The sequence below is a fragment of the Varibaculum massiliense genome (assembly GCF_900106855.1).
Taxonomy (GTDB): Bacteria; Actinomycetota; Actinomycetes; order Actinomycetales; family Actinomycetaceae; genus Varibaculum; species Varibaculum massiliense.
Genome location: NZ_FNWI01000004.1, coordinates 1,638,886 through 1,662,712, shown reverse-complemented (window position 1 = coordinate 1,662,712; position 23,827 = coordinate 1,638,886). Strand labels below are relative to the sequence as shown.

The following is a 23,827-nucleotide window of genomic DNA, read 5'->3' as shown; positions in this document are numbered from 1 at the left end:
CATCAGGCAGTCAGGTGCAAACTAATCTTGCTCCCGCTTGCTCAGCGAACCGCCGGCAGCTTCAATCTTTTCTTTGGCACTGGCGGACCAGGCGTCCACTATCAGTTCCAGTTTCACCGAGATTTCCCCGGTGCCTAGAACCTTCACCAAAGAGTTCTTGCGAACTGCTCCCTTGGAAACTAGATCATCAACCGTGACCGCTCCCCCCTCAGGGAACAGTTCCTGCAGACGATCCAGATTCACTACCTGATAGACAGTAGCGAAGGGATTCTTGAATCCCCGCAGCTTCGGAAGGCGCATGTGCAACGGCATCTGACCGCCCTCGAAACGGGGGTGAACATTCTTGCGAGCGCCAGTACCTTTAGTACCCCGCCCAGCAGTCTTACCCTGCGAGCCTTCACCACGCCCCACACGCTTGCGACGTTTATTGGAGCCGGGAGCCGGACGCAAATCATGCAAGCGGATTACGTCCTCTTTCGCAGTGTCTTCTGCTTCGGTTACCTTAGTATCTTCAGCCATTAACCAATCTCCTCTACCTGCACCAGGTGAGCAACCTTGCGGATTTGGCCGCGAACAGCCGGATTATCCTGGTGTTCCACACTCTGGTGAATCTTGCGCAGACCCAGCGTCTGCATAACGCGGCGCTGATTCTGGTTGGTATTAACCAGGCCTTTAACCTGGGTGATCTTGAGCTTACTCATCAGGCATTCACCTCTTCAGCGACACCGTCAGCGGCTTTCTCCGCTTCGTCTTTCTTCGCTTTCTCGGCTTTTTCTGCCCGCGCTTCGGCCTGAGCCCGCAGCATCGCTTCCGGCACTACCCGTTCAACGGGCAGTCCGCGACGCGCCGCCACCTCTTCCGGACGCTGCAGCATCTTCAGAGCTGCTACCGTGGCCTGGACGATATTCAAAGCGTTGGCGCTGCCCAAAGACTTGGTCAGCACGTCATGAATACCGGCACATTCCATAACTGCGCGCACCGGACCACCGGCGATTACCCCGGTACCGGGGGAAGCCGGACGCAAAAGCACCACACCGGCAGCTTCTTCACCCTGTACCAAGTGGGTGATAGTCCGCCCAATCATCGGCACCTGGAAGAAGTTCTTCTTCGCGTCCTCCACGCCCTTAGAAATAGCCTGGGGAACCTCTTTAGCCTTGCCGTAACCGACACCGACCATACCTTCACCGTCACCGACTACTACTAGCGCGGTGAAAGCGAAACGACGTCCACCCTTAACTACTTTAGAAACGCGGTTAATGGTAACTACGCGCTCTAAATACTGATTCTTTTCCTGCTCACGACGATTGTCGCGGCGGCCTTTACGCCCCCGGTCTTCGCGGCCTTTGCCACGGGATTCCCGGGAATCGGCGTTTTTATTTTCTTCAGCCATTATTTTCCCTCTCCTCTACAGCTTCAGACCGCCATCGCGGGCACCATCAGCCACCGCGGCGACGCGACCATGATACTTGTTGCCACCGCGATCAAACACGACAGCCGTGATGCCTGCTTCTAGGGCACGCTTAGCAATACGTTCGCCAACCTGACGAGCCGCATCAACTTTCTTCATCTTCTCGCCTCGCTGCTCCGCCTCCAAGGTGGAAGCTGAAACCAAGGTGTGTCCCAAATCGTCATTGACAACCTGAGCAACCATGTGGCGGTTAGACCGAGTAACCACCAGACGAGGGCGCTGCGCCGTGCCATATACCCGTTTACGGACGCGAATATGGCGGCGTTTGCGAGCGACGAATTTGCCTTTACCTTTAGGGGTATACGACATTTACTTACCCGCCTTTCCGGCCTTGCGACGAACGAATTCGCCCTTGTAACGAATACCTTTGCCCTTATAGGGTTCCGGAGGACGAATCTTGCGGATCTTCGCTGCGGTCTCGCCCACTAGCTCCTTGGAAATACCGGAGATAGTGAAAGATAGCGCGCTATTAACCTTAAATTCGATACCTTCGGGAGCTTTAAACGGTACCGGGTGCGAAAAGCCCAGCTGCAGTTCAATGTCGCTGCCGCGAGTCAATACCCGGTAACCAGTGCCCACGATTTCCATCTCTTTAGAGTAACCGTTAGTTACGCCCTCAATCATATTGGAAATCAGCGAGCGGGTGAGACCGTGCAAAGAACGAGCTTCACGGGTATCTGTCTCCCGCTCCACCAGGATATTGCCGTCCTCTTCCCGAATCTTCAGCGGTCCGGAAAAGGTGCGATCCAGCTGCCCCTTGGGGCCTTTAACTGAAACATTCAGACCGTCGATTTTTACTTCTACTCCGGAAGGGAGGGAGATTGGGTTCCTGCCAATACGTGACATTCCTTATTCCCCCTTACCAGATGTAGGCAAGGACTTCCCCGCCTACACCCTTGTCCTGTGCCTGACGGTCAGTCATTAGACCAGAGGAAGTAGACAGAATCGCTACCCCCAGGCCTCCCATGACCTTCGGCAATTGAGTAGATTTTACGTATTTACGCAGACCCGGCTTGGAAACACGCTTGCAGCCGGTGATCGCCTGTTCGCGTTTGCTTCCGTATTTTAGGGTCAAAGTGAGAGTCTTACCCACGCGGGCATCAGTCACTTCGCTTTTGGCAATATAGCCTTCAGTTTCCAGAATCTTTGCGATTCCCGCCTTCATTTTCGATGAAGGCATAGACACTTTGTCCAGATGCGCCGCATTGGCGTTACGCAGACGCGTCAGCATATCTGCGATGGGATCTGTCATAGTCATTTTGGGGTTCTAACCCTTCCTCGCTGCGGTTTCTTTCTCAGACCTGCAACGTAGTAGTTTTACCAACTGCTCTTAGTGACGCCCGGAAGTTCGCCCCGCAGAGCGAGCTCACGTAGGCACACACGGCAAAGTCCGAACTTGCGATATACCGAACGAGGGCGACCGCACCGGTTGCAACGGGTGTAGCCACGCACCTTGAACTTCGGCTTACGCTTCGCTTTATTCTTCAGCGCCGTTTTCGCCATTAACGTTCCTCCTTAAACGGGAAGCCCAGCGCGCGCAGGAGCGCCCGCCCCTCTTCGTCACTGTTAGCAGTGGTAACCAGAGTGATATCCATGCCGCGCACGCGATCAATCGAATCCTGATCGATTTCGTGGAACATGGCCTGTTCGGTTAAACCGAAAGTGTAGTTTCCGCGACCATCAAACTGCTTGGGGCTTAGTCCCCTAAAGTCACGGATACGCGGTAGAGCGGTAGAGACCAAGCGGTCTACGAACTCCCACATGCGATCCCCGCGGATGGTCACGTGAGCGCCAATCGGCTGACCAGCACGCAGCTTGAACTGCGCGATGGATTTACGTGCCCGAGTAACTACCGGCTTTTGCCCGGTAATCGCGGTCAGGTCACGAATCGCGCCCTCCATCAGTTTGGAGTCATGTGAGGCCTCGCCCACACCCATATTCACAACCACTTTTTCCAGACCGGGAATCTGGTTAACGTTCTTATATCCGAATTCTTTCTCCAAAGATTTGCGGATTTCTTCCTGGTAGCGCACCTTTAGGCGCGGAGCCACAGTTTTTGCTTCAGCCATTAGATGTCCTCCCCGGAACGCTTCGCGTAACGCACCCGAACCGTACGCAGACGGCCTCCGCGTTCTGCCTGTTCCTCACGGAAACCAACCCGTGTAGGCTTCTTGGTCTTGGGATCAACCAGAGCCACATTAGAAACGTGAATCGGCGCCTCGCGGTATTCGATACCGCCGGTTGCCTGTCCCTGCTGGTTTTGACCCTGACGAGAGTGATGAGTACGAATGTTAACGCCTTCGACCAGTACCCGGTCGCTGGAGCGGTAAACCTCTAGTACCCGACCCTGCTTGCCCTTATCCCCCGGTTTGAGGGCGGGCAGACCTTTTTCCGCGCGACGCTCGTTGCGCTTGGCCAGTTTCTTTTCGTCACTGGTACGGCCAGCAATGACCTCTACCAGATCGCCTTTCTTTATTTTCGCTCCCATTTACAGCACCTCCGGAGCCAGAGAGATAATGCGCATGAACTTCTTGTCGCGCAGTTCCCGGCCGATGGGGCCGAAGATACGCGTGCCACGCGGTTCTCCACTAGGCTGCAAAATAACTGCAGCGTTTTCATCAAAGCGGATGTAGGAGCCATCCTGGCGGCGACGCTCTTTGCGAGTGCGCACGATTACCGCTTTAACAATTTCGCCTTTTTTGACATTGCCGCCGGGAATAGCGTCTTTTACAGTGGCGACGATGGTGTCACCGATACCTGCAAAGCGCCGCCCGGAGCCGCCCAACACGCGAATGCAAAGCAGTTCCTTTGCGCCCGTGTTGTCGGCGACCTTCAGTCGCGACTCTTGTTGAATCATCGTGTTCTCCTAAAACTGGGCGCAAAGCACCCCTTAGGTTGTTTCTTCCTGTTGCCCGGCGAGGCCGGCTCCCCAGTTGGACACGAAAGTGGCAGACTCAAAATGCTCTGCTTTTGCAGGTCACCAGGTCTCTGCCGTGACTTTCCAGGGCGGAACGCAACCCCTTTAGCTTAGTGCAGATGCGCAGCTAAAAGAAAGTTCCAAGCCCTATTTATGCTGTAAGTTTCCTCACCTGCGCCCGAAATGGGGAAGCACTCGCGGGGCACCTCCACCAGTTACCGGGTTTTGCACCCGGCTCCTAGGTGAAAGAGTGACTAACCCGCACTGGCTACCGTTGATACTGGTAGCGTAGTTCTTTAGATTTCAGGGTTGCAAGATTTCCAGGTCGATATAGTGCTGGCATCTATCTCGTATTTCTTGCGGAACCTCAATCTGGTTCAGATAGCAATAAGCAATGAGTATGTCTAGGACTGTGGTTGGTTCGCCGTGTGCTTCCATCCGAATGTTATCGACAACCTTTGCAAAATCGGGGGCTAACTCTTTCCAGCAGACAGCAATATCTTCCATGTCTTTTTCCTCTTCGGGAGTTGGCTCAACATACACCGAACCATCAGACATGACTTCACGCCGATCCTCCATCTCGTACGCCCTCCTCCCTTGGCTAAAAATCCGCATCCTTAAGAATCATTTTTTGCTCACTCGTCAGCGACAATAAGCTTGCTCAGATTCATAGGGTCTATTTGGTCTTTATCCATAAAGCCCCGGTAATACTCAATAATGCTTCTAGGAACCGGGACTTTTCTATTAACAGCCTGGAGAAGGCAAACCCAGAAAATGGTCGTAGGATCCCGAGGCAAGCTGTTCAACTCTGATTTAACAGCTTGCCCAAAGGGAGTACCTAACTTGGTCTGCTCAATAAGGAAATCCCAGATTTCATCCATTTCTTCCTCACTGGGCAAGAAATCCTCATCATGGTAATCCATATCCGTCATCCTAGCGCCACTCCCCGCATCTACCTCGATTATCAGCAACCTTCTACGCAGAGTACCGCACGAACTAAATATGCTCAGCAACAAAAACCAAAAGGGCTCCAGCGAATTCCCATGAGGGCGAAAACTTGGAGCGGAAAGGGCGCGGGAATAGATTTTTCCGAGTGGACAGACCTTACATCAAGAGACTTTAACTTCGGAAACCTGGCAGCAAAATAGAAACCAATAAGTCTTTAAGGGCATGAGAATTCGGAAAACGTCACCACCTTTTCCGAATTCTTGGACGGGAGGAAAAACCTAGCCCCCGCGCCGAACCCTCCCCTCGCCAGCCCTCACGGGTTCGAATCCCAAAGCTTAAAGCGGTGATACCCCGGCACAAGGCCGGGGTATCACCATCGTGCCAGCAACACTTCGTGTTGCGCACCGTTTCCTCACCCTCACTAATACGAAAACCCGAACGGCTTTCGCACCGTTCGGACTCCTCATCGTAGCCTTCACGTTGAAAGGGATACGGAAGTGTAGGTGGGTGCAAAACCAAACAGGTGGGTGCAAAACATCCCAACCGACTATAGAGCTATCGTGTTCTATGAGATTAGTTGAACGACATTTATTGGGTTCAGCTCAGGTCAGAAAAGAAAATCTTGAACCTGCACTCCTTCGGGCTTCCTTGGAACACCGTTGTCCGAGTCTTTCTGCCCGTAGCCTATTTCCAGAAAAATCTCCGGGGAAGATAGGGCTTGAGCCAGCAGATTCTGCCTCCACAGGCCAACAGCCTTAGCAACCGATCGTGCCTGGCAGTTAATTGATTTGTTCGGATTAAACTCGATGTCAGTAAAGGCATCATACTTGACGGCTGCTGAAAGCAAATCAGGTTTACGAATCAGAGCAGATGCGTATAACCAGTCGTAAAAGTAAGTTTTTGGCTCTAACGGGAAATCCCGCGAGAAAAAACGAAAGCCGATCAATTGACCGCTATCCTTCAAGCGGGGATCGCTTTTTGACTCACGGCTTGAGACCTCAAATAAGTCGGCAAAAGGCCCACCTCGTAAAAATACCTTCGAAGCTTGAAATGCCGATTCAACTGAATAGTCGCCGTAGCCTGGATGATGGATCATTAGATTAAATGCGCTCAATTCAACACCCAGGCTGTCAGGACTTTTAGATGAGACTTCCAAAACCGCATGATCTGGTTCCAACAGATGAAAAGAATCATGCAGGCTAACAATCGAACGCTGCTTTTGTTGTATCGAAAAACCGGGGTGGAACGTAAATTCAGTCTCCCGCTCATCAACGTACGGCAGGCGGTCCAAAACAAGAAAGACTGGTCTCTTAGCCATGTAAATCCCCCGCAGCGTCCACCCATGCTTGCCAATAACTGGGGTACTTAAATACATTTAAAGATGAATCATTGTTGACTGCCCACTTGGCGTAGACATTCCTGTGTATTCCGGATTGCAACAAAGATCGCTTTGTTTCGTAATCATTAACAACTACGAAGGACACTTTTTCCCATGGAATCGTGGCAGCAATCTGGATTTCTGCTTGTGGGTTCGTAGTTAGAAAATCTGGTAAGTCTTCGCTCTGTCGAGAGAATACAACCCCAAATCTTGTGGTCATCTCTTCAACGAACAACTTTTCGACTGCTGCGAGACCGCGCAAGTCTTGTGGATCAGTACGTCTGCACTCTCTTGAGGCAGCATTAGACGGACAAAACGCTACTTGGTCATACTCGAGGTCAGATAACACGGAAATCGGGATAAATAGAAGTGCAACATCCTCTTCCCGACTCCAAAGCTTAGTTCTGTAGCGGTACATCATCAAGAAGTTCGGGAACGAGATCGAGAAACATGACATGTCTGTGCGCTCATCGAGCCGTACTTCATCCAGTGCCTCAAATACGACATCTGGGAAGCCTTCAATCTCATTCCGAGGGAGAATACCGCGTTTTTTGATACCCCCTAAGTTTGTAATAGGAGTAAAATGAACGAGGTGCTCGACTCCCCTATTTTCGAGATACTCAACTACTTCTCTCATCTCAGTGTCACCTTCCTGAAAAGAATATTTTAACAAGGGTTAGTTTCCCAACATCATGGCACCGTAATAGCCGCAGGGTATGCAATTAAATAGCATCATCACGGTTCTCGCCACCCGTATTCTTTCGCAACCTTACTGGCGATCTTTTGATAACGATCTCTTTGTCGCCAATCAACCCCGTAGCGCGAATCTTCGTCGTCAATTACTTCTATAATGGCAGCTTGAGGAACCACACCAGCGTATGCACATGACCCATCAACCAAAGACCTAAGTACTTGTTCAGAACAGTCTAAGGTTTCCGTCACAGTATTAAACCATGACGGGTCATACGCAGGCTTATCTCTGATGATACCCCGCCTGCTAACTAAGTATTCGTGAATGTCGTTAGGAATGTTCGCGCTAGGTTCATAAGGCATGACGTTTCTGGTCAAAGCATCGATGAATCGATCTTCATCAAGGGCAAATCGTTGGGTATTCACCCTCACTTTCTAGGCATGAAAAAGCACCCACCCGATACGGGTAGGTGCCAAAAGGAACAAGAACGGGTTAGGAGCGACCCTGCAGCAGACGCTCCATCACTTCATCACCGGGCGCTGCGCCCGAGTAGTCGGTCGTGCAGGTGGCGCGAACGATCTCGTAGATCTCGTACCAGTACACATTCGCCTGCTTACCGAAGCTCTGAGACATCGCCACGACCGGAGATGCGATCGCAGCCCCGGTCGTTGGATGCTTACCCAACAAACCGAACTTCGAAATCGCTTCCTCACACTGCACATAACGCGCGAACGCCTGCGCATACTACTCAATCAGCCGCTTCGACACGAACTGGGAACAGCCACGCTCGTCGAGCCACTCCCACGTCTCCCGATACAACACCGCCCCATCAGGAATATCCGAACCCTCAAAATCAAACGACGTCGCAAGCGGATCCTCAAGCCTGGTCGCTGGGCGACCGGCAGAGAACTTCTCGTACAACGGATCGGGCTTCACACCCGCACGCACCCGGCGACCTCCGCGGTCTGTCCCGTCCTTAGCCATAGAATGGACTCATCTTACTTTCTCAGGAGGTGCTCGCATGATGCCAATTTTTCTCACCACTGACGATGTTGAAACACTCGAATATGAACTGATTCCAACGTCAGCGAGAGTGAAACTGACAAGACTTCTCGGCAGGAGCGTTAACCAACTGCCAATTGATGAACCAGAGACCCATTCTCACATTCGCTTTCTGAACCGGGTCATCAACAAGGCAAACAATCTGGTCGAGAGGCCGATCTACGTCTTGGAGTCTGACTACTGGGGCCATTACTCAGCTGCTGAGATCGCATGGCACGAGAGCGAGTTCGAGGTCTGTATAAGACGCCTAGATGCAGCGCAATTCATCGAGTTTCTTGCTGATGTGGTCGAGGAACATTTGTTGGAGCTCGATGTTGCGAACGACCTACTAGTCGAAGCAGACTCGAGCGCCAAGCTCAGAAAGGAGCAATCGGGTCGGATATCGGTATCGATCGCGCCATTGGCCGGAAACGTGGCGCTAGATCCGGAAGCGAACCCGAACTTACGAACTCTAGTGAGCCGAATGGATGCAGCACTGAAGCGCGGTGACTATGCGGATGCTTTGGGTAACAGCGCACAGGCTATTGAGGTTATTTCCAAAGAAACAATGGGAACACCATCCGTCGCGAACGAGACCTTCGGATCCTACTTCGAGGGCTACAAGAACAAGACAGGACTCCCAGCAGAAGTTGTTGATTGGATGCTCGAAATCTACAAGCGCAGAAACACAGAACCCCTTGCTAGCCACGGCCAGCTAGAGCCTCCTCAAATCAGCGGCGAGGAAACGGCGTTGATTGTTGAAATGACCAAAGCATTAATCCGATACGAACGATGGTCCTCCACCAACAATGTGACAGCCACTCCGTAGCACCGGGTTGCACTGAACCCCAATTCTTGGACAGTGTGATTCTATCCTGTGTTGGTTAGCGCGTGTTGGCGGTATTCGTTTGGGGTCATTCCCCCTAGTCGTTGTTGCATACGCTCGGTATTGTACCAATGTATGTACTGATTAACCGCTATGCGTAGCTCGTTTATGGAAGTAAAGGAATCATTGTTGAACATTTCTTCTTTCAGATGAGAAAAGAAGTTCTCCATCACGGAGTTATCGTAGCAATTGCCCTTACGGCTCATAGATTGAACGCATTGATGCTCAACTAGCTGACTGATCCATGACTGGTGGTGATAATGGTAGCCCTGATCAGTATGAATAATAACTCCTTCGGGGCTTGTCAAGTTTTTTGTGTAAACGGTTTTTATTAAATAGTGGTTGGGAATCGGTCTGGGTAGTGTAGGGCTAGTTCGCCAAGTACTTTCTGCCATCCTTGGATTGCTAGTCCTTCGATTAGTTTGCCTGGTGCTTTTCGGGGGTTGCCTTTGGGTCGGCCGGCTTGTTTGGCTCGTTGCCTGGCTCGTTTGTCTTCGATATTTGTATCGCTAGCCACATGAGTTTGACAGCGGCTGCATCGGAGGGGAAATGACCTCTGGTTTTGATGATTTTACGTAACTGGTAATTCAGTGACTCGATACTGTTGGTGGTATAGATCGCTTTACGGGTAGCCGGGCCGTAAGCAAGGAACGGGATGAACCTGTCCCAGGCTCGCTGCCAAGCCGCTAGTGTGGCCGGATATTTTTGGCCCCACTGGCTTTTCTCGAAGGCATCCAGCGCCTGAAGTGCGCTGTCTTCGTTAACCGCTGTGTAGATAGGCCTTAGAGCCGCCGCGACGGCTTTGCGGTCTTGGTAGGCCACGAATCGCATTGAGGACCGTATTAGGTGAACCACACAGGTTTGCACGATCGCCCCTGGCCAAGTCGCCGCGATAGCCTCTAGGAAACCAGTTAGCCCGTCGCAGGCGAGGATTAACACATCTTTGACGCCACGGTTGGCCAGTTCAGCGCACACACCAGCCCAAAATTTAGCGCCCTCGGCTGCTTGCACCCAAATGCCAAGCACGTGCTTTATGCCATCAAGATCGCGCCGATAGCGATATGAGCGGCCCGGGAAGTGACCCTGTTTTGATCTTTAATTTTGACTTGGATCGCATCTAGAAACATGACCGGATAAAACGCCTCTAGCGGGCGGGTCTGCCAAGCAGCTACCTCGTCTTGGACAGCTTCGGTGATATTCGAGATCGTCTCGTGAGAAATCTGGGTGCCGAAAGTGGCCTCCAGGTGATGGGCAATTTCCCTGACCGTCATGCCACCGGCATACAAAGAGATAATCATGTCATCAAGACCCGCCAAGCGCCGCTGACCCGGCGGCAACAGACACGATTTGAAGCTGCCAGCCCGATCCCTTGGCTGATTAATCTTAACCGGGCCAACCTCGGTATGAACCGTTTTAGCCGTGGTGCCATTACGCGAATTACCGCTACCATACCCGGCCCGATCATGCTTGTCGTAACCGAGATGATCCCTCAGCTCAGCCTTCATACCGCGTTCAAGAACAGCTTTAATCAACTCCGGCAAAAACCCGCCTTCACCAGTCAACTCCACGCCACGCTCACCAGAACACGCCACCAAGCGATCAAGTAAATCATCATCAATAAACTCACGGCGCAACGCGCCAGCAGCAGAATCCTCAGCAGGAACATCAATCATATTCATAGTCATAGTAAATCCTCATTTCATTACTGAACCGACCATTTACACAAACTATTTGACACCCTCGATTCACGAGATTTTCTTTCGCTCCCTGGATGGCTTGCTCGAGCGCCTCCAGCGGTAGAGCCTCGGTTTTCATTGAGGATCGCCTCGCCCAGCCCACAATCTTCCTGGAGAACACGTCAGTGACGAACGCTGTATACACGAACCCGGATAGGGTTCGAACATACGTGATATCACCAACCCACACTTCGTTGGGCCTACTGGCCGTGAACTGCCGATTCACCAAATCCGGGCGCAGATCCACAGCCTGTGACCCCCTGGTCGTGACCGGCGTACGACCCCGGCGAACACCGGCAATCCCAGCGATTTTCATGAGTCGAGCGACCTGGTCACGACCATTATCCCAGCCCGCGCGTCTGGCTGCGTGCCACATCTTGCGAATACCATAAACGCCAAAATTGTGTGCGTGAATAGTTGCCAACTCTATAGCAAGTGTCCGATCACGAATGCTTCTGGCGCTTGCTGGCCTGCTCTTCGCTAGCCGGTAGCCGCGAGAAGTAATAAACCCTCCTTCCAAGCTAGCCCTAACCGCTGTACCGAGTGCGGGGCCTCTTTTTGTAATACCCGGCCAGATATTTCCAGAAAGGCACAGCTTGACCAGTTCGTTAAATGGTTAACCGGGAAGAGGGTGTCAAATAGTTTGTGTAAATGGTCGGTTCAGTAATGAAATGAGGATTTACTATGACTATGAATATGATTGATGTTCCTGCTGAGGATTCTGCTGCTGGCGCGTTGCGCCGTGAGTTTATTGATGATGATTTACTTGATCGCTTGGTGGCGTGTTCTGGTGAGCGTGGCGTGGAGTTGACTGGTGAAGGCGGGTTTTTGCCGGAGTTGATTAAAGCTGTTCTTGAACGCGGTATGAAGGCTGAGCTGAGGGATCATCTCGGTTACGACAAGCATGATCGGGCCGGGTATGGTAGCGGTAATTCGCGTAATGGCACCACGGCTAAAACGGTTCATACCGAGGTTGGCCCGGTTAAGATTAATCAGCCAAGGGATCGGGCTGGCAGCTTCAAATCGTGTCTGTTGCCGCCGGGTCAGCGGCGCTTGGCGGGTCTTGATGACATGATTATCTCTTTGTATGCCGGTGGCATGACGGTCAGGGAAATTGCCCATCACCTGGAGGCCACTTTCGGCACCCAGATTTCTCACGAGACGATCTCGAATATCACCGAAGCTGTCCAAGACGAGGTAGCTGCTTGGCAGACCCGCCCGCTAGAGGCGTTTTATCCGGTCATGTTTCTAGATGCGATCCAAGTCAAAATTAAAGATCAAAACAGGGTCACTTCCCGGGCCGCTCATATCGCTATCGGCGCGATCTTGATGGCATAAAGCACGTGCTTGGCATTTGGGTGCAAGCAGCCGAGGGCGCTAAATTTTGGGCTGGTGTGTGCGCTGAACTGGCCAACCGTGGCGTCAAAGATGTGTTAATCCTCGCCTGCGACGGGCTAACTGGTTTCCTAGAGGCTATCGCGGCGACTTGGCCAGGGGCGATCGTGCAAACCTGTGTGGTTCACCTAATACGGTCCTCAATGCGATTCGTGGCCTACCAAGACCGCAAAGCCGTCGCGGCGGCTCTAAGGCCTATCTACACAGCGGTTAACGAAGACAGCGCACTTCAGGCGCTGGATGCCTTCGAGAAAAGCCAGTGGGGCCAAAAATATCCGGCCACACTAGCGGCTTGGCAGCGAGCCTGGGACAGGTTCATCCCGTTCCTTGCTTACGGCCCGGCTACCCGTAAAGCGATCTATACCACCAACAGTATCGAGTCACTGAATTACCAGTTACGTAAAATCATCAAAACCAGAGGTCATTTCCCCTCCGATGCAGCCGCTGTCAAACTCATGTGGCTAGCGATACAAATATCGAAGACAAACGAGCCAGGCAACGAGCCAAACAAGCCGGCCGACCCAAAGGCAACCCCCGAAAAGCACCAGGCAAACTAATCGAAGGACTAGCAATCCAAGGATGGCAGAAAGTACTTGGCGAACTAGCCCTACACTACCCAGACCGATTCCCAACCACTATTTAATAAAAACCGTTTACACAAAAAACTTGACAAGCCCGCAAGAATCGAATGATCACACAAATCCATCACCGGGGACAAATACAGCCGCTTCCCCGATATCTGAAACTGGGTAATATCGGAAACCCACTGCTGGTTTGGTTTTTCCGTCACAAAATGACGATCTAAATGATTATCAGCCCGACGCGAGCTTTCAGCGCGCTAAGAGTTGTAGCGCCTACGTTTCCTCGTTTTAGAGCGCAAACCGAGCTGCCTCATCAGCTTAGCGACAAGCTTTCGCGACACCCTCCAACCATCACGTAACAGCTGGAACCTAACCCGCCGATAACCATAACGCTGATGGCTCGTATCGAAAATCTCCCGAATCGCCTGTTTTAACCGAGCATGCCGATCCGGAGACTGCATACGCTTGAGATGATAATAGAACGTTGATCGCGCCAGCTTCGCTACCTGTAACAGTACCGGTAACGGGTATTTAGATCTGACAGTGGCAACCACACGAGTTTTCAGCCTTGCCCCTGATCCCTCAGATCTCGTAATTTTTTCAAATACGCTACCTGTGCTTTTAACCGCGTATTCTCCTCAATCAACGCAGCATCTACAACCCTGGCGCCCCCTTCCTGATCAAGGCTAGCAATCAGCGTTTTCGGCTTCCTACCACGCTTTTTCGGACGTAAGCCCTCATCCCCAGCCAAACGCCACACGCGTACCCACGAATACACAAGATCAGACGAAGAAAAATTAAACTCTGCCGCCAACTGCCTCGCACTCTCACCAGCAAGAAAACGAGCAACAATCGAACGCTTGAACTCCCACGAGTAAACAGATTTCCTATCACGTGCCACAAGCGCCATTTTCCCATGAAGAACCCACCTGTCATAAAGCGAATTCACCGACCGAACCGGCAAACCAAGCCTTCTAGCCGCCGCTCGAGAACCATACCCCGCCTCAAAAGCAGCAACCGCGGCCACACGCTGCTCCACCGACAACGAACTATCACAACGCACAACACTCCTAACCCTAAAACCGAACAAATAACCATCCAACTTTCAGAGTTCAGTGCATTCAGTAGGAGCAGGGTTGCCAGTGAGGATTTGGAAGAGTTAGAGCCTTTTGCGTGAGGGATCTGGGTTGAGAGATTTGTGTTTGGCGATAAGGAAAATGTGTCCGTCTCCTGTAGGTATATCTTCGGGAACTAGCTGGGATATTTCCTCAAATCGAGCACCATGTTTCTAGGATTACTGGGCAACGAAACGAATCCTTGCCGCGAATAAAAATCGATAAGCTCATCATTTAACGCCTGGACAAACATAAGCCTGCAGCCGACCATTTCCGCAACACCTTGAGCCTGCTTAATCGCTTGCTTGATCAACAAAGGGCCTTGAGATTTGCCCCCAGATTGTCTAAAAGTTTTCCCTCGGAAATGTTGGTCTATGCCTAAGCGCCCCAGGAGTACGCAGGGAATATTTCCCGATATCGTTAAATCGTTCTTGACAGAGCCAGGGACTATGTTCTTTTGTAGCTTGTGCATCGATAAGGAGAAGAATCCGATGATTGTGTAAGCATCATCAACCGCAACATAGACGGTACAGCCACCTTGCTCTTGCTCATCTAGCCCGTCACGCTGAAACCACATATCTATTGATGGTTCACCACTGAAAAAACCATCAATTCTTAAATCTGAACTAAGTTTAACGACCCTCGTCCAGGCTTCACCGCTCATACAGATAACTTGATTCCTCTATTCAGCTAAAAAGGCTTCAAGGAAATCCGCGTCATCGGTGCTTATGAAAGTACGATCCGATATGTCTGCCAAGTCAGGGATCGGGGCGCTATGAGATATTGAGGGGTCAGCCTGAATAGAAGAATAAAAGTTAAGCATACTTTCAGGCGATATTACTTGATTAATAGCAACACTAGCCCAGGGCTTCTCCTGGTGGCTCATCTCTTCAAGAGTATCCCCTAGATTTTCATCTTCTTCCTTATTGAAAATTGACAGCACCCGATCTATTAAAGAACGTTCGCTAAGGGTTAGATGATTCGTGTTTGCCTCCGGGATTTCCCTAGGGAACACATAACGACGACCTTTGCAGTAGGGGGACACCTCGGTAACAACCGGTCCGTGTTTCCAGGCGATAACCTGTTCGGGGAACAAGGGGTGGCCTTTAGCCACGAGCATCCAAGCTTGGCAATAATACAAGAGTTTTTGTAGCGCAAAAGCTGTGGTCATATGGTATCTTGCTTCTCGATAGGCAAGAATATATTTAGCTACATCGACTGCCTTTGCCATCTTGTTCACCTCCCGTTGTTTTTATTTACTCTAGCATTAGCTGAGAGCGGTAAACATTAAAACCCCTAAATGTTATTTATATTTCACTCTTATTTTTTAGAGCGGGAGGGGCGGGAAGCGTTCCAGTCGTCTATCGTTTTGGGTAGCCAGCCGTGAGTAGCGTTAGTAGTGGTTCCAACGATCACATCCGGGGGTGGGAGCATATTCTTTGCGCGGTACGAGTACAGGGTTCCGCGTTTTATCCCGATTCTTTCTGCCACATCTAACGCGGATAGGTACCGTTTAGGTTGCTTAGTCACGGGCTTTGTCCTGCCGGTACCCTGCGACGGTAAGGGTTAGCCATGCTGCTATGAATAGCCAGGTGTACCAGCGCAAACCGGTTATCCGTGTCGCTAGAGCGATTATCAGCAACGAAAGCGCCGATACGGTCACGTTTCGGGTCACCATAATATTCCTTTCCAGGGGTAAGTCATGAGATGCTAGGCGGTGAGGGGTTCAAGATACTTCGATTATTTTGAACCCCTCACCTATTAGCTTTGTCAGCCCTTGCGGTGCTTACCGCGTTTTCGTGGTTTGCGCTGCTGCCATATCGCCACCCCTTGCAGGGTTAGGCTTGCAAGCATCAAGGCTGACATCACCCAATCGGCTAGCCTCATAGGCATCATCCCTTTTTAGTTATCAATCAACGTGTTCCCCCCGAACACCCTTTAAGTATAACATGATATCCATCTATATGCAACACTTTATTCACCCTATTTTCCCCATTAAATCACTTGACCTAACCTAACTACTTATGTTATTATGGTGTTGTTGGCAAGGAAAGCCAACAATGTTTGAAAAATAAATAGAGGTGATGCCTATGGACGAAATAAAAGAATGGGGAATATTCGCCATGACAGCAGTCATAGTGATTATCGACCTTCTCAAAAATTGGTCAAAAAAGGGAAACGGTAAACACCGAAAACCCTAAAGGCAGCGGGGGTTCAAAATAGAGAAAGTATCTTGAACCCCCGCAACACCTCTAAACCTACCTTACAAACAAGAAGGTGACTAGATATGAAAAAAGCAATAAGCGCAGTAATCCCCCTAGCCGCTATCTTCCTAGCCCTGCTCACTTTTTCTCGCGATATGCCCTTCTGGATGGCGTGCACCTGCTGGGCTCTATGGGGAACAGGACTAGGTGCAAGCATTATCGGTACCGCATGGAAAGGACGGGAAACCAAGTGACCAAACACTACCTATCCCGAATGCAGTTCGCCGCCCGTATCGGAGTAAAACCCGCATCCCTATCCCGCTACAAACTACCCACCCCAGATGTGATAGTTGGCCCCGATACCCGCCCCGTGCAAGGCTGGACCATCGAGACAATCGACAAATGGAACGCAGCCAGACCAGGACGCGGAAGCCGAACCGATCTAAAGCCCTGGATAAAGTCTTAACGCTCTTGCGGTTTTTGATTTGAACCGAAAACCGCAGCGATAGCTACTAAATCAACCACGCCCAACACCCCGGCAATCCAGTAGGCTTGCGCCCACACCGCAAAAGCCACCACAGCTAGAGTGGCAACCGTTGCCGCTAACCCCATAGCTTGCCCGCGGTGCGCATATTTCGCAGGAATCTCATAGCGAGCATGAGTTTGAAACTCCTCTAGCTCACGGGATGCCCGCATGTTCTCTACATGCTGCTCATAAATCTCTGGTAGCTGGTCACGCAGTTTGGATAAAGTTTCTAAATCGGTCTCCCGAACCGGTACATGCAGATGAATCTCTTGCAGAACAGCATTTACCGTTTGCTGAATGATCTGCTGGCGTTCTGACTCATGTTCGCCGCCCGATTCCACATCGACAGGGGAGATGCTACCTGGGGAGCTGGGAGAAGATTTTGAAGCGCCGCGTAAGTGTGTTTGCCGCTCAGGTCGAACACCGAGAGAATCCCCAGACGTGTCGCTTCCCTCTTCACCCGAGAATCTTGCCGAACGCAGGTTTTCTCCGTCATTGTCTGCCACTTCCTCTCCTTGCCTCGAAATGTCGCGCCCCGCGGCGCCTTGTCTGCTAATTCCTAGCATACCCACCAATTAGCGAAGGCGAAACCCCAACGACCCTAAACCTCGACACTCGAATCCATGCGAGCAGTTAACGCTCGGTCACGCTCCATGGTCGCGTGCTGATAATGCAGGGCAACCTCTACATCCACATGCCCGCCGCGCTCTAGCAGTTCCGCGAGCGTTGCGCCCTGCTGAGCAAAAATAGTAAGCCCGGTATGCCTCAAATCATGGAACACAAACCAATCCATGCCTAGCTGTTCGCGAGCGCGTTCAAATGCGCTACGAACCGTGTTGTGATGTACCGGCGCACCCGGGTCGGTGGTTCTGGGGAATACGGGAGCCGTGGGGTCTTTTGCCACCCAGGTAGACAGGTGTTGTTTGATTACTGGCACTAGAGCGGGCGGAATGGATATCTCGCGGCGCCCCGCCTTGGTCTTTAGATCTGTGTAAGCCCCGCCCATTTTCGAGTTGGTCTGCCTGACGATACGCACCGTTGCCAGGGGCGGGTTGTCTAGGTGGGTGAAATCGGCGCGTTGCAGACCGCATACTTCCCCCATGCGCATAGAGCACCAGGCGCCCAGTAGGACTGCTAGGCGTAGCCGGTCAGGCATAGCTCCAGCCAAGCCCTTGACCTCCTTGGGGGTTGCTACCTGGCGGCGCTCTGGGTCTTTTACCGGGTCGAACACTGGCCAGGTAACCCGGTTAAGCTGTGAGGCGTCCATATATCCGCGCTTTGCTGCCCATCGCAGCACCGCGCGGGTTACGTTCAAGGCATTAGCAGCCGCACCCGGCTTCATATCCTTAGAAGCCCGCGAGCAGTATGCCTCAATATCGCCACAGGAAAGCTCCCCTAAATCCTTGTCCCCTAGTTTTTCTAGGGGGTAGCGTAGCTTCGAGGAATAGGTGTAAAGGGTAGAGCCTTTACGTCCAGCGGTCTTTAGACGCTGTAAATGTTCTTGGGTGGCGTAAGCGAAAGTAACCACCTCTTGATGCTCTTCTGGGGAGCGGAACTCCCCAGAACGGATATCGCGGCGCCGCTCCCCTAGCCAAGCGTTCGCCTCCATCTTCGAGCGGAAAGAACGCGAAACTCTTTTACCCGTATCCGGATTAATAAATGACGCAAGATACGAACGCGCGCCCGATTTCAGCTCCCAAGCCTTCGCCGACCCAAAGCCACGCCGCTTCCCCGCGATCATCACCACCAAAACGATTCCCTCTCGAGTACCACTTCAGTACCACTAGATTCCACCCGTTTTAGTCCTTTTTGTCTTTCCTTGTTCGTCCTTGCCTTTCGGTTTCCACTCTGCCAGCAGACTATCAATGCAGGTTAGAGAGGTTAAAATAAGAAAAAGTCCCGACCAACGCGGGGTTGGTCGGGGCGATTTGTGGAGCTAAGGGGATTCGAACCCCTGACCTTCTCATTGCGAACGAGACGCGCTACCAACTGCGCCATAGCCCCTAGGTACTCTCAAAAGCCTAAGCGGGAAACAACCAAATTTGCAAACCACGAAGCTGTGGGATTGCGCTCAGGAAAAATAACTTGGTTACGCTACCGCCATCACGGCAGATTTATTACGATTTACCTATCAACTAGAAAAACAGGAGCGACCATGGATCCTATTGAGCAGTTACTCGAAAACGAAGCCGCATACGCCGAAAAGTTTCCCGGAGAAGCCCCCCATCTGCCTCAATTGAAGGTGGCCGTAGTAACCTGCATGGATTGCCGGATCGACGTGGAAACTATGCTCGGGGTAGAACCCGGACAGATCCACGTCATCCGCAATGCTGGCGGTCTGGTCACTCCAGACACCATCCGCACCCTGACTGCGTCACAACGCAGCCTGGGAACCGAGTACGTGATGCTGATTCAACACACAGATTGCGGCATGTCCAGGACCGATGACGAAGAATTCCTCGCACAAATCGAAAAAGAAACCGGGCAGCGTCCTGATTGGAGACCCGGGGGGTTCAAGGACGTGGACGAATCGGTTAAAGCCGGTATGAAGAAACTGCTTGACAGTCCCTTCGTGGGCGGTACGGTTCGCGGCTTTGTCCTGGACATCAAAAATGGAGGACTCCGGGAAGTTACCCTATAGAGCGACGCCGCCACGTCCCTAATACTTCACACCATCTGCTGCAGGGGTGAGAGGTTAAGGTCTCTCCTATCCGCTGCAGCCCTGAGCGCTAGCGCAACAAGGTGTGTAGGAGTTTCAAAGACCTCTCTCCATAGGGGTGGTGGCGCACCGGAATATCAAAAAGCCAAGATTTACGGAGAACCGTTTGCTCCCGGGTCATGGCCTTAAACGACCAGTCTCCGTGATAATTCCCCATCCCCGAGTTACCTACGCCCCCAAAAGGCGCCTTCGAAGAGCTCATATGGAGCAAAGTGTCATTGATACATACTCCCCCGGCGTTAACTTTACTCATCACTTGTCGGGCAAAGCCCCGATCTTTCGTAAAGATATAAAGCGCCAGGGGGTGTTCTCGCTCTTCATAGTCCGCCAAAGTTGCTTCCAGATCCGTAAAAGGAAGAACCGGCAAAATCGGACCAAAAATTTCTTCTGACATCACCGGAGAATCCCAGGAAGGATTATCCACAATCACCGGTTTGATCTGCTGGGTTTGTCGGTCAAGAAAATCTTCCGCGTGGCCTCCTCCCTTCGCGCCCAATAGTCTTTGTTCCGCGAGCAGCCCCGACAGGCGGGAAAAGTGCTTGGGAGAAATAATCTTGACGAACGCAGATTTCCGGTATTGCTCACTGGGTAAAGCCTGCGAGATTCCCGCCTGTAAAGCAGCAATTAACTGCTCCCGCACGTCCTCGTGTACATAAATATAGTCAATACTCACGCAAGTTTGCCCCGCGTTAAGCAGTTTTCCGAACAGAATCCTGCGCGCCGCTTTTTCGATATTGGCGGTGCGATCCACAAAGCAGGGAGATTTTCCGCCCAGCTCCAAAGTTACCGGGGTCAAGTAGCGGGATGCGGCTTCCATTACTACCCGTCCTACCGCCGGAGCGCCGGTAAAGAAAATATGGTCAAAGCGCTGCTCTAACAGGGCGGTATTTTCGGCGCGTCCCCCACGGATAACGCTCGCCATTCCGGGCGGGAGGGCGCGGCGCAAGATTTTTTCGATCACCTCGCAGGTATGCGGGGTGTAGGCAGAGGGCTTGACTACCACCGTATTTCCGCCGGCGATAGCGGCGGAAATAGGTTCCATAGTGAGTTGGAAAGGATAGTTCCACGGACTCATCACCAACACCACCCCGTAGGGTTTGCGCTGTACCTGTAGCCACCCGGGCAGCTGGGATAGGGCAGGTAGTTTTGGGCGAGGCAGAGCCAGCCAGGGTAGGCGACGTCGTAAATGTTTTATTTCCGCTTTCACCAGGGAAATTTCGCTCATATAGGCTTCGGCGCGACTTTTATTCAAGTCCAGCTTGAGGGCGCGATAAATCTCTGCCTGCGATTTTTCTATTTCCCGTAACAGGGCAGTGAGATTTTTCTGTCGCCCGGATATCGGGATGGTAGTACCCCGGTTAAAACAGCTACGCGCGGTCTCGACCGTCTGCCTAATAGCTTGCTCTTGAGTACCACTCACGCCTGTCTCCCTCTACCCTAAAGTACCTACTTCCTACCCGGTTCCCTATTATTTTGCTATCAACCGGCCTGTTTTGAATATTTACGGCGATAGATTTCCCGCATCAACAGTGCTTCCGCCTTTTTTAACGGCTTTGCTCCGCAAACGCGGGCGTAACGCGCCGCTAAGGCGTTCTTCTCTAGCACTATCTGAGCGCTATGAGCAGCATCCAGATCCGCGCCGAGACAATAGGCCGCCGTGTTGGTCAACACCGCATTACCGCGAGTGGTGTCATCAGATTTCAGCCCGATAATCTGAGCGAAATCATCCAGGTAGGCAGGTAGTTTTCCGCCAAAAAAGTCCGCTACCTGCGCGTGGTGGCAGGTAATAATAGCGCCGACATCGGGGCGCTCCCGATAAATCCGCAAGTGATTCGCCTGCGTAGCCGCATCGGGGGTGGTGGAACGGCCTTGTTCATCAACCCAGTGCAGGTCATCCCCCTCCCCCTCGCGCCGGGAAGTAAGCGAACGCGCAGGCAAAGGCGGCAAACAGGATAGCTCCCGCTGATACAAATCCTTCGCCACCTTTTCTAAAGCGTTCGCCAGGCGCCGTGCCTGATCAGCACTTTCTGCCCAAATCATGGCACCATGGGCTTTCATTAAAATCACCTGTGCCCCGGTGCGTTGCAAAGTTTTCTCTACCCCGCGATGCAGCTTCTTCGTCGAGGGCAACCCGTAGGGAGCCACCGGCAGCACCTCTTGCCCCAACGCGGCTTGCGCCTCGTCATCCAACGGGAAATCTCTTTTCGCCAACGATAAAGCTGACGCGTAGGGCTGGTGAGTATGAATCACCCAGTGAGCCTGCGGAAATAACCGATAGGTGAGGGCGTGCATCGGGTACTCGGAGGAAGGTTTATAAGAGCCAGACCATTCTTTAGGGCCGGTACATAAAGCTAGTTCCTCCTCAGCCATGGTTTCGTAGCGGCGTCCCGAGGGGGTAATCAAAAAGTCGTCCGCGCTGCCTCGCACTGAAAAATTACCCCAGGTGCGTACCACTAGCCCATCAGAAAGCAGCTGATGCGAAAGCTCAACTAGTTTCGCGCGCTTGGTATCTTCGTCGCAGTTCACAGCTTTACCACCTTTTGGAATACCCGTTCAAAGGCGGCAAGAGCCCGGTCGATATCCTCTTCGGTATAGGCCGCCGAGGTGTAAAGGCGTGAACCTGCCAGAGTCACAATGCCTTCGGCCATATAGGCTGCACCTACATGTTCCATTTCCTTCTTACGCTCACTAGTGGCTTTCAAAACGTGCGGAATCTGCCAGGGCTTCTTCCAGTTAATCGCAAAGTGCATAGTCCCCACGGTTTCCAGGTGACATACGCTGCGCTGGTTAAAGGCCACGAACGGCAGACGATATTGCCTGATGAGGGCGCGCAGCCCATCGGTTAAGCGATCCCCCATCTTGGCAGCCCGGTCACAAGCCGCGGTTTCGGCAATCTCTTTAATGGTGTAATAGCCGGCCAGCGAAGACAGTGGATTAGCGGTCATGGTTCCCCCGACCAGTGCTTTCTTAACTTTATCTCCGGTTTGGATCCCCGCGGCGAGATAGCGCATATATTCTTTGCGTCCTCCCAGTCCACCAGCAGAGGGGTAGCCACCGGCGATTACTTTGCCAAATACGGTCAGGTCGGGCATCACTCCGAAGTAGCCTTGCGCACCGTGTTCGGAAATCCGGAAGGCGGTTACTACTTCATCGAAGATAAGTAGCGCCCCGTATTTGTTGGCCAGCGCCCTCGCCCCTCGTAAAAACTCTTGGGTAATCGGACGGGTACCGGACTCCGGTCCAATCGGCTCGATCATAATCGCGGCGGTGCCGCCGGTCAGTTTCTTGCGTTTGAGCTTGCGTTCCAGATCCTCGAGGTCACCGGGGAAGAACTCGTCAGTTAGCGACATGCAACGCAACGGAATCCCGCTGGCCTGGGTAAACTTTGATCCCGGAATCCGAATACCGTAGGCTAGCTGGTCAGACCAACCATGATAGGCGCCCCCCATTTTTAGGACGTGGCGATGCTTAGTAGCTAGGCGCGCCACCCGGATGGACGCCATACAAGCTTCAGTTCCGGATCCGAAAGCCCGGAACATATCCACTGAAGGAATCAGGTCGCGCACCAGGGCGCCCAGGCGGTACTCGTATTCATGGAAAAGCCCGGTCGAAGGACCGCAGGTATTGAGTAAGTCAATAACTTTCTCCCGCACCTGTGGGGGGTTCGACCCCAGGACTGTGGGCCCGCCCGCCTGCAGGAAGTCCAGGTATTCATTGCCATCCAGATCCGTCAGTTTATTGCCATTAGCGCCCGTAAATACCAGGGGGAAGGGATGGTTAAACGCCAGATTATGCTGCACCCCGCCCGGGATAACCTCCTGCGCTTCCCGGATCATCTTCCGCGATTTGGTGCACTTTTTTGCAAAATATTCGTCCTCATACTCGCGCAAAGCGGATGGAGAAATCGAATAAATCGGCTGCTTAATTAGTTCATCTAGCTCGCGCGTTACTTGCCGCGCTCCTGGACGATTAATATCCATTTTGACCCCCATTGGACGGTGTGAGCGCTTACTCACCACAACGTGACCTAGGTTAACCTTAAGGGGCGGGTCTGTCAATGATTAGCATCGGCGTGAGTAGACCCTAAAAGCCGTAATAACCTGGGATAACAAGACCGTCAAGTGAACGTAAATGTTAGAAAATTCCGCGTAGATACCGAAATTGCGCCTGTATAACGAGAGAACGTGTTACTATCACGCCAGATAAGTGAGAGCTCACTCAC

30 protein-coding genes, 1 tRNA gene and 4 pseudogenes are annotated in these 23,827 nt (G+C 52.1%); 5 read left to right on the top strand and 30 right to left on the bottom strand.

Features of this window, described 5'->3' with window-relative positions; all coding sequences use genetic code 11:
* Positions 1-21 precede the first annotated feature (21 nt).
* The 16 genes and pseudogenes from rplO to BQ5456_RS07335 form a co-directional block, all read right to left on the bottom strand.
* Complete coding sequence (gene rplO / locus BQ5456_RS07410) at positions 22-519, bottom strand: 50S ribosomal protein L15 (RefSeq protein ID WP_071129419.1); 498 nt, start codon at positions 517-519, stop codon at positions 22-24.
* Complete coding sequence (rpmD, locus tag BQ5456_RS07405) at positions 519-704, bottom strand: 50S ribosomal protein L30 (RefSeq protein WP_375711829.1); 186 nt, start codon at positions 702-704, stop codon at positions 519-521. Before rpmD ends, rplO begins: the two co-directional genes overlap by 1 nt.
* On the bottom strand, positions 701-1,390 hold the full coding sequence (rpsE, locus tag BQ5456_RS07400) for a 30S ribosomal protein S5 (RefSeq protein WP_071129417.1): 690 nt from the start codon (positions 1,388-1,390) through the stop codon (positions 701-703). Before rpsE ends, rpmD begins: the two co-directional genes overlap by 4 nt.
* A 15-nt stretch (positions 1,391-1,405) precedes the next feature.
* Positions 1,406-1,777, bottom strand: a complete 372-nt coding sequence (gene rplR, locus BQ5456_RS07395) for a 50S ribosomal protein L18 (protein WP_022864707.1) — start codon at positions 1,775-1,777, stop codon at positions 1,406-1,408.
* Entirely contained in the window at positions 1,778-2,314 is a 537-nt protein-coding gene (rplF, locus tag BQ5456_RS07390; RefSeq protein ID WP_071129416.1) for a 50S ribosomal protein L6, read from the bottom strand.
* Positions 2,315-2,327: 13 nt separating this feature from the next.
* Positions 2,328-2,726, bottom strand: coding sequence for a 30S ribosomal protein S8 (gene rpsH, locus BQ5456_RS07385; protein ID WP_071129415.1), 399 nt, complete (start codon positions 2,724-2,726; stop codon positions 2,328-2,330).
* A 59-nt stretch (positions 2,727-2,785) separates the two neighbouring features.
* A complete protein-coding gene (locus tag BQ5456_RS07380; protein WP_071129414.1) occupies positions 2,786-2,971 on the bottom strand; it encodes a type Z 30S ribosomal protein S14 in 186 nt (61 codons plus the stop codon).
* Positions 2,971-3,537, bottom strand: a complete 567-nt coding sequence (rplE, locus tag BQ5456_RS07375) for a 50S ribosomal protein L5 (protein WP_071129413.1) — start codon at positions 3,535-3,537, stop codon at positions 2,971-2,973. The genes BQ5456_RS07380 and rplE overlap by 1 nt, the downstream gene beginning before the upstream one ends.
* Positions 3,537-3,956 carry a 50S ribosomal protein L24 gene (gene rplX / locus BQ5456_RS07370; RefSeq protein ID WP_071129412.1) on the bottom strand — a complete coding sequence of 140 codons (420 nt, stop codon included), beginning with the start codon at positions 3,954-3,956 and terminating at the stop codon, positions 3,537-3,539. Before rplX ends, rplE begins: the two co-directional genes overlap by 1 nt.
* Complete coding sequence (gene rplN, locus BQ5456_RS07365; protein ID WP_022864701.1) at positions 3,957-4,325, bottom strand: 50S ribosomal protein L14; 369 nt, start codon at positions 4,323-4,325, stop codon at positions 3,957-3,959.
* 363 nt (positions 4,326-4,688) lie between these two features.
* Positions 4,689-4,964, bottom strand: a complete 276-nt coding sequence (locus BQ5456_RS07360) for a hypothetical protein (RefSeq protein ID WP_071129411.1) — start codon at positions 4,962-4,964, stop codon at positions 4,689-4,691.
* Between the two features lie 56 nt (positions 4,965-5,020).
* A complete protein-coding gene (locus BQ5456_RS07355) occupies positions 5,021-5,317 on the bottom strand; it encodes a hypothetical protein (protein ID WP_143037060.1) in 297 nt (98 codons plus the stop codon).
* A 623-nt stretch (positions 5,318-5,940) separates the two neighbouring features.
* Positions 5,941-6,651: a DarT1-associated NADAR antitoxin family protein gene (locus tag BQ5456_RS07350; RefSeq protein ID WP_071129409.1), complete on the bottom strand. Its 711-nt coding sequence runs from the start codon at positions 6,649-6,651 to the stop codon at positions 5,941-5,943.
* Positions 6,644-7,348: a DarT ssDNA thymidine ADP-ribosyltransferase family protein gene (locus BQ5456_RS07345; RefSeq protein ID WP_071129408.1), complete on the bottom strand. Its 705-nt coding sequence runs from the start codon at positions 7,346-7,348 to the stop codon at positions 6,644-6,646. The genes BQ5456_RS07350 and BQ5456_RS07345 overlap by 8 nt, the downstream gene beginning before the upstream one ends.
* A 98-nt stretch (positions 7,349-7,446) precedes the next feature.
* Positions 7,447-7,653 carry a hypothetical protein gene (locus tag BQ5456_RS10315; RefSeq protein ID WP_143037059.1) on the bottom strand — a complete coding sequence of 69 codons (207 nt, stop codon included), beginning with the start codon at positions 7,651-7,653 and terminating at the stop codon, positions 7,447-7,449.
* A 241-nt stretch (positions 7,654-7,894) separates the two neighbouring features.
* Positions 7,895-8,386, bottom strand: a pseudogene (locus tag BQ5456_RS07335) (P27 family phage terminase small subunit).
* Between the two features lie 37 nt (positions 8,387-8,423).
* Between BQ5456_RS07335 and BQ5456_RS07330 the strand changes: the two are divergent.
* Complete coding sequence (locus BQ5456_RS07330; protein ID WP_071129406.1) at positions 8,424-9,272, top strand: hypothetical protein; 849 nt, start codon at positions 8,424-8,426, stop codon at positions 9,270-9,272.
* 41 nt (positions 9,273-9,313) lie between these two features.
* Here the strand turns inward: BQ5456_RS07330 and BQ5456_RS10430 are convergent, their stop codons facing one another.
* The 3 genes and pseudogenes from BQ5456_RS10430 to BQ5456_RS10155 all read right to left on the bottom strand — a co-directional run.
* Entirely contained in the window at positions 9,314-9,535 is a 222-nt protein-coding gene (locus BQ5456_RS10430; protein ID WP_159428780.1) for an IS3 family transposase, read from the bottom strand.
* A gap of 125 nt (positions 9,536-9,660) precedes the next feature.
* Positions 9,661-11,014, bottom strand: a pseudogene (locus BQ5456_RS07325) (IS256 family transposase).
* Between the two features lie 76 nt (positions 11,015-11,090).
* Positions 11,091-11,576: pseudogene (locus BQ5456_RS10155) on the bottom strand (DDE-type integrase/transposase/recombinase); the annotation flags it as partial.
* A 173-nt stretch (positions 11,577-11,749) separates the two neighbouring features.
* Between BQ5456_RS10155 and BQ5456_RS07315 the strand changes: the two are divergent.
* Positions 11,750-13,103, top strand: a pseudogene (locus BQ5456_RS07315) (IS256 family transposase).
* Between the two features lie 195 nt (positions 13,104-13,298).
* Here BQ5456_RS07315 and BQ5456_RS10740 read toward each other — a convergent pair.
* The 5 genes from BQ5456_RS10740 to BQ5456_RS07295 form a co-directional block, all read right to left on the bottom strand.
* Positions 13,299-13,502 carry an IS3 family transposase gene (locus BQ5456_RS10740; protein ID WP_408056675.1) on the bottom strand — a complete coding sequence of 68 codons (204 nt, stop codon included), beginning with the start codon at positions 13,500-13,502 and terminating at the stop codon, positions 13,299-13,301.
* Positions 13,503-13,603: 101 nt separating this feature from the next.
* Complete coding sequence (locus tag BQ5456_RS07310) at positions 13,604-14,068, bottom strand: helix-turn-helix domain-containing protein (RefSeq protein WP_143037058.1); 465 nt, start codon at positions 14,066-14,068, stop codon at positions 13,604-13,606.
* A 224-nt stretch (positions 14,069-14,292) separates the two neighbouring features.
* Positions 14,293-14,820 (bottom strand): GNAT family N-acetyltransferase, encoded by a 528-nt coding sequence (locus BQ5456_RS07305; protein WP_071129404.1) that lies wholly within the window; start codon positions 14,818-14,820, stop codon positions 14,293-14,295.
* Between the two features lie 18 nt (positions 14,821-14,838).
* Complete coding sequence (locus BQ5456_RS07300; protein WP_071129403.1) at positions 14,839-15,387, bottom strand: Panacea domain-containing protein; 549 nt, start codon at positions 15,385-15,387, stop codon at positions 14,839-14,841.
* Between the two features lie 89 nt (positions 15,388-15,476).
* Positions 15,477-15,686, bottom strand: coding sequence for a helix-turn-helix transcriptional regulator (locus BQ5456_RS07295; protein ID WP_071129402.1), 210 nt, complete (start codon positions 15,684-15,686; stop codon positions 15,477-15,479).
* 757 nt (positions 15,687-16,443) lie between these two features.
* Between BQ5456_RS07295 and BQ5456_RS10425 the strand changes: the two genes are divergently transcribed.
* Together BQ5456_RS10425 and BQ5456_RS07290 are read left to right on the top strand one after the other, a co-directional pair.
* Entirely contained in the window at positions 16,444-16,614 is a 171-nt protein-coding gene (locus BQ5456_RS10425) for a hypothetical protein (protein WP_159428778.1), read from the top strand.
* Complete coding sequence (locus tag BQ5456_RS07290) at positions 16,611-16,826, top strand: transcriptional regulator (protein WP_235858551.1); 216 nt, start codon at positions 16,611-16,613, stop codon at positions 16,824-16,826. Before BQ5456_RS10425 ends, BQ5456_RS07290 begins: the two co-directional genes overlap by 4 nt.
* Here the strand turns inward: BQ5456_RS07290 and BQ5456_RS07285 are convergent.
* From BQ5456_RS07285 to BQ5456_RS07275, 3 genes are all read right to left on the bottom strand, one after another.
* Entirely contained in the window at positions 16,823-17,392 is a 570-nt protein-coding gene (locus BQ5456_RS07285; protein WP_071129400.1) for a hypothetical protein, read from the bottom strand. The two genes, BQ5456_RS07290 and BQ5456_RS07285, sit on opposite strands and share 4 nt — an antisense overlap.
* A gap of 95 nt (positions 17,393-17,487) precedes the next feature.
* Positions 17,488-18,627: a tyrosine-type recombinase/integrase gene (locus BQ5456_RS07280; protein ID WP_235858586.1), complete on the bottom strand. Its 1,140-nt coding sequence runs from the start codon at positions 18,625-18,627 to the stop codon at positions 17,488-17,490.
* 190 nt (positions 18,628-18,817) lie between these two features.
* Positions 18,818-18,890 (bottom strand) — tRNA-Ala (locus tag BQ5456_RS07275).
* A gap of 151 nt (positions 18,891-19,041) precedes the next feature.
* On the opposite strand from BQ5456_RS07275, the gene BQ5456_RS07270 reads away from it, so the two are divergent.
* Complete coding sequence (locus BQ5456_RS07270; protein ID WP_071129398.1) at positions 19,042-19,527, top strand: beta-class carbonic anhydrase; 486 nt, start codon at positions 19,042-19,044, stop codon at positions 19,525-19,527.
* 88 nt (positions 19,528-19,615) lie between these two features.
* Here the strand turns inward: BQ5456_RS07270 and BQ5456_RS07265 are convergent, their stop codons facing one another.
* The 3 genes from BQ5456_RS07265 to BQ5456_RS07255 are packed head-to-tail and all read right to left on the bottom strand — an operon-like array spanning position 19,616 to position 23,585.
* The gene (locus BQ5456_RS07265) at positions 19,616-21,025 is read right to left on the bottom strand and encodes an aldehyde dehydrogenase family protein (protein ID WP_071129397.1); all 1,410 of its coding nucleotides are present in this window, start codon (positions 21,023-21,025) and stop codon (positions 19,616-19,618) included.
* Positions 21,026-21,084: 59 nt separating this feature from the next.
* A complete protein-coding gene (locus BQ5456_RS07260; protein ID WP_071129396.1) occupies positions 21,085-22,131 on the bottom strand; it encodes a class II aldolase/adducin family protein in 1,047 nt (348 codons plus the stop codon).
* Positions 22,128-23,585: an aspartate aminotransferase family protein gene (locus BQ5456_RS07255; RefSeq protein ID WP_083378423.1), complete on the bottom strand. Its 1,458-nt coding sequence runs from the start codon at positions 23,583-23,585 to the stop codon at positions 22,128-22,130. Before BQ5456_RS07255 ends, BQ5456_RS07260 begins: the two co-directional genes overlap by 4 nt.
* Between the last annotated feature and the right edge of the window lie 242 nt (positions 23,586-23,827).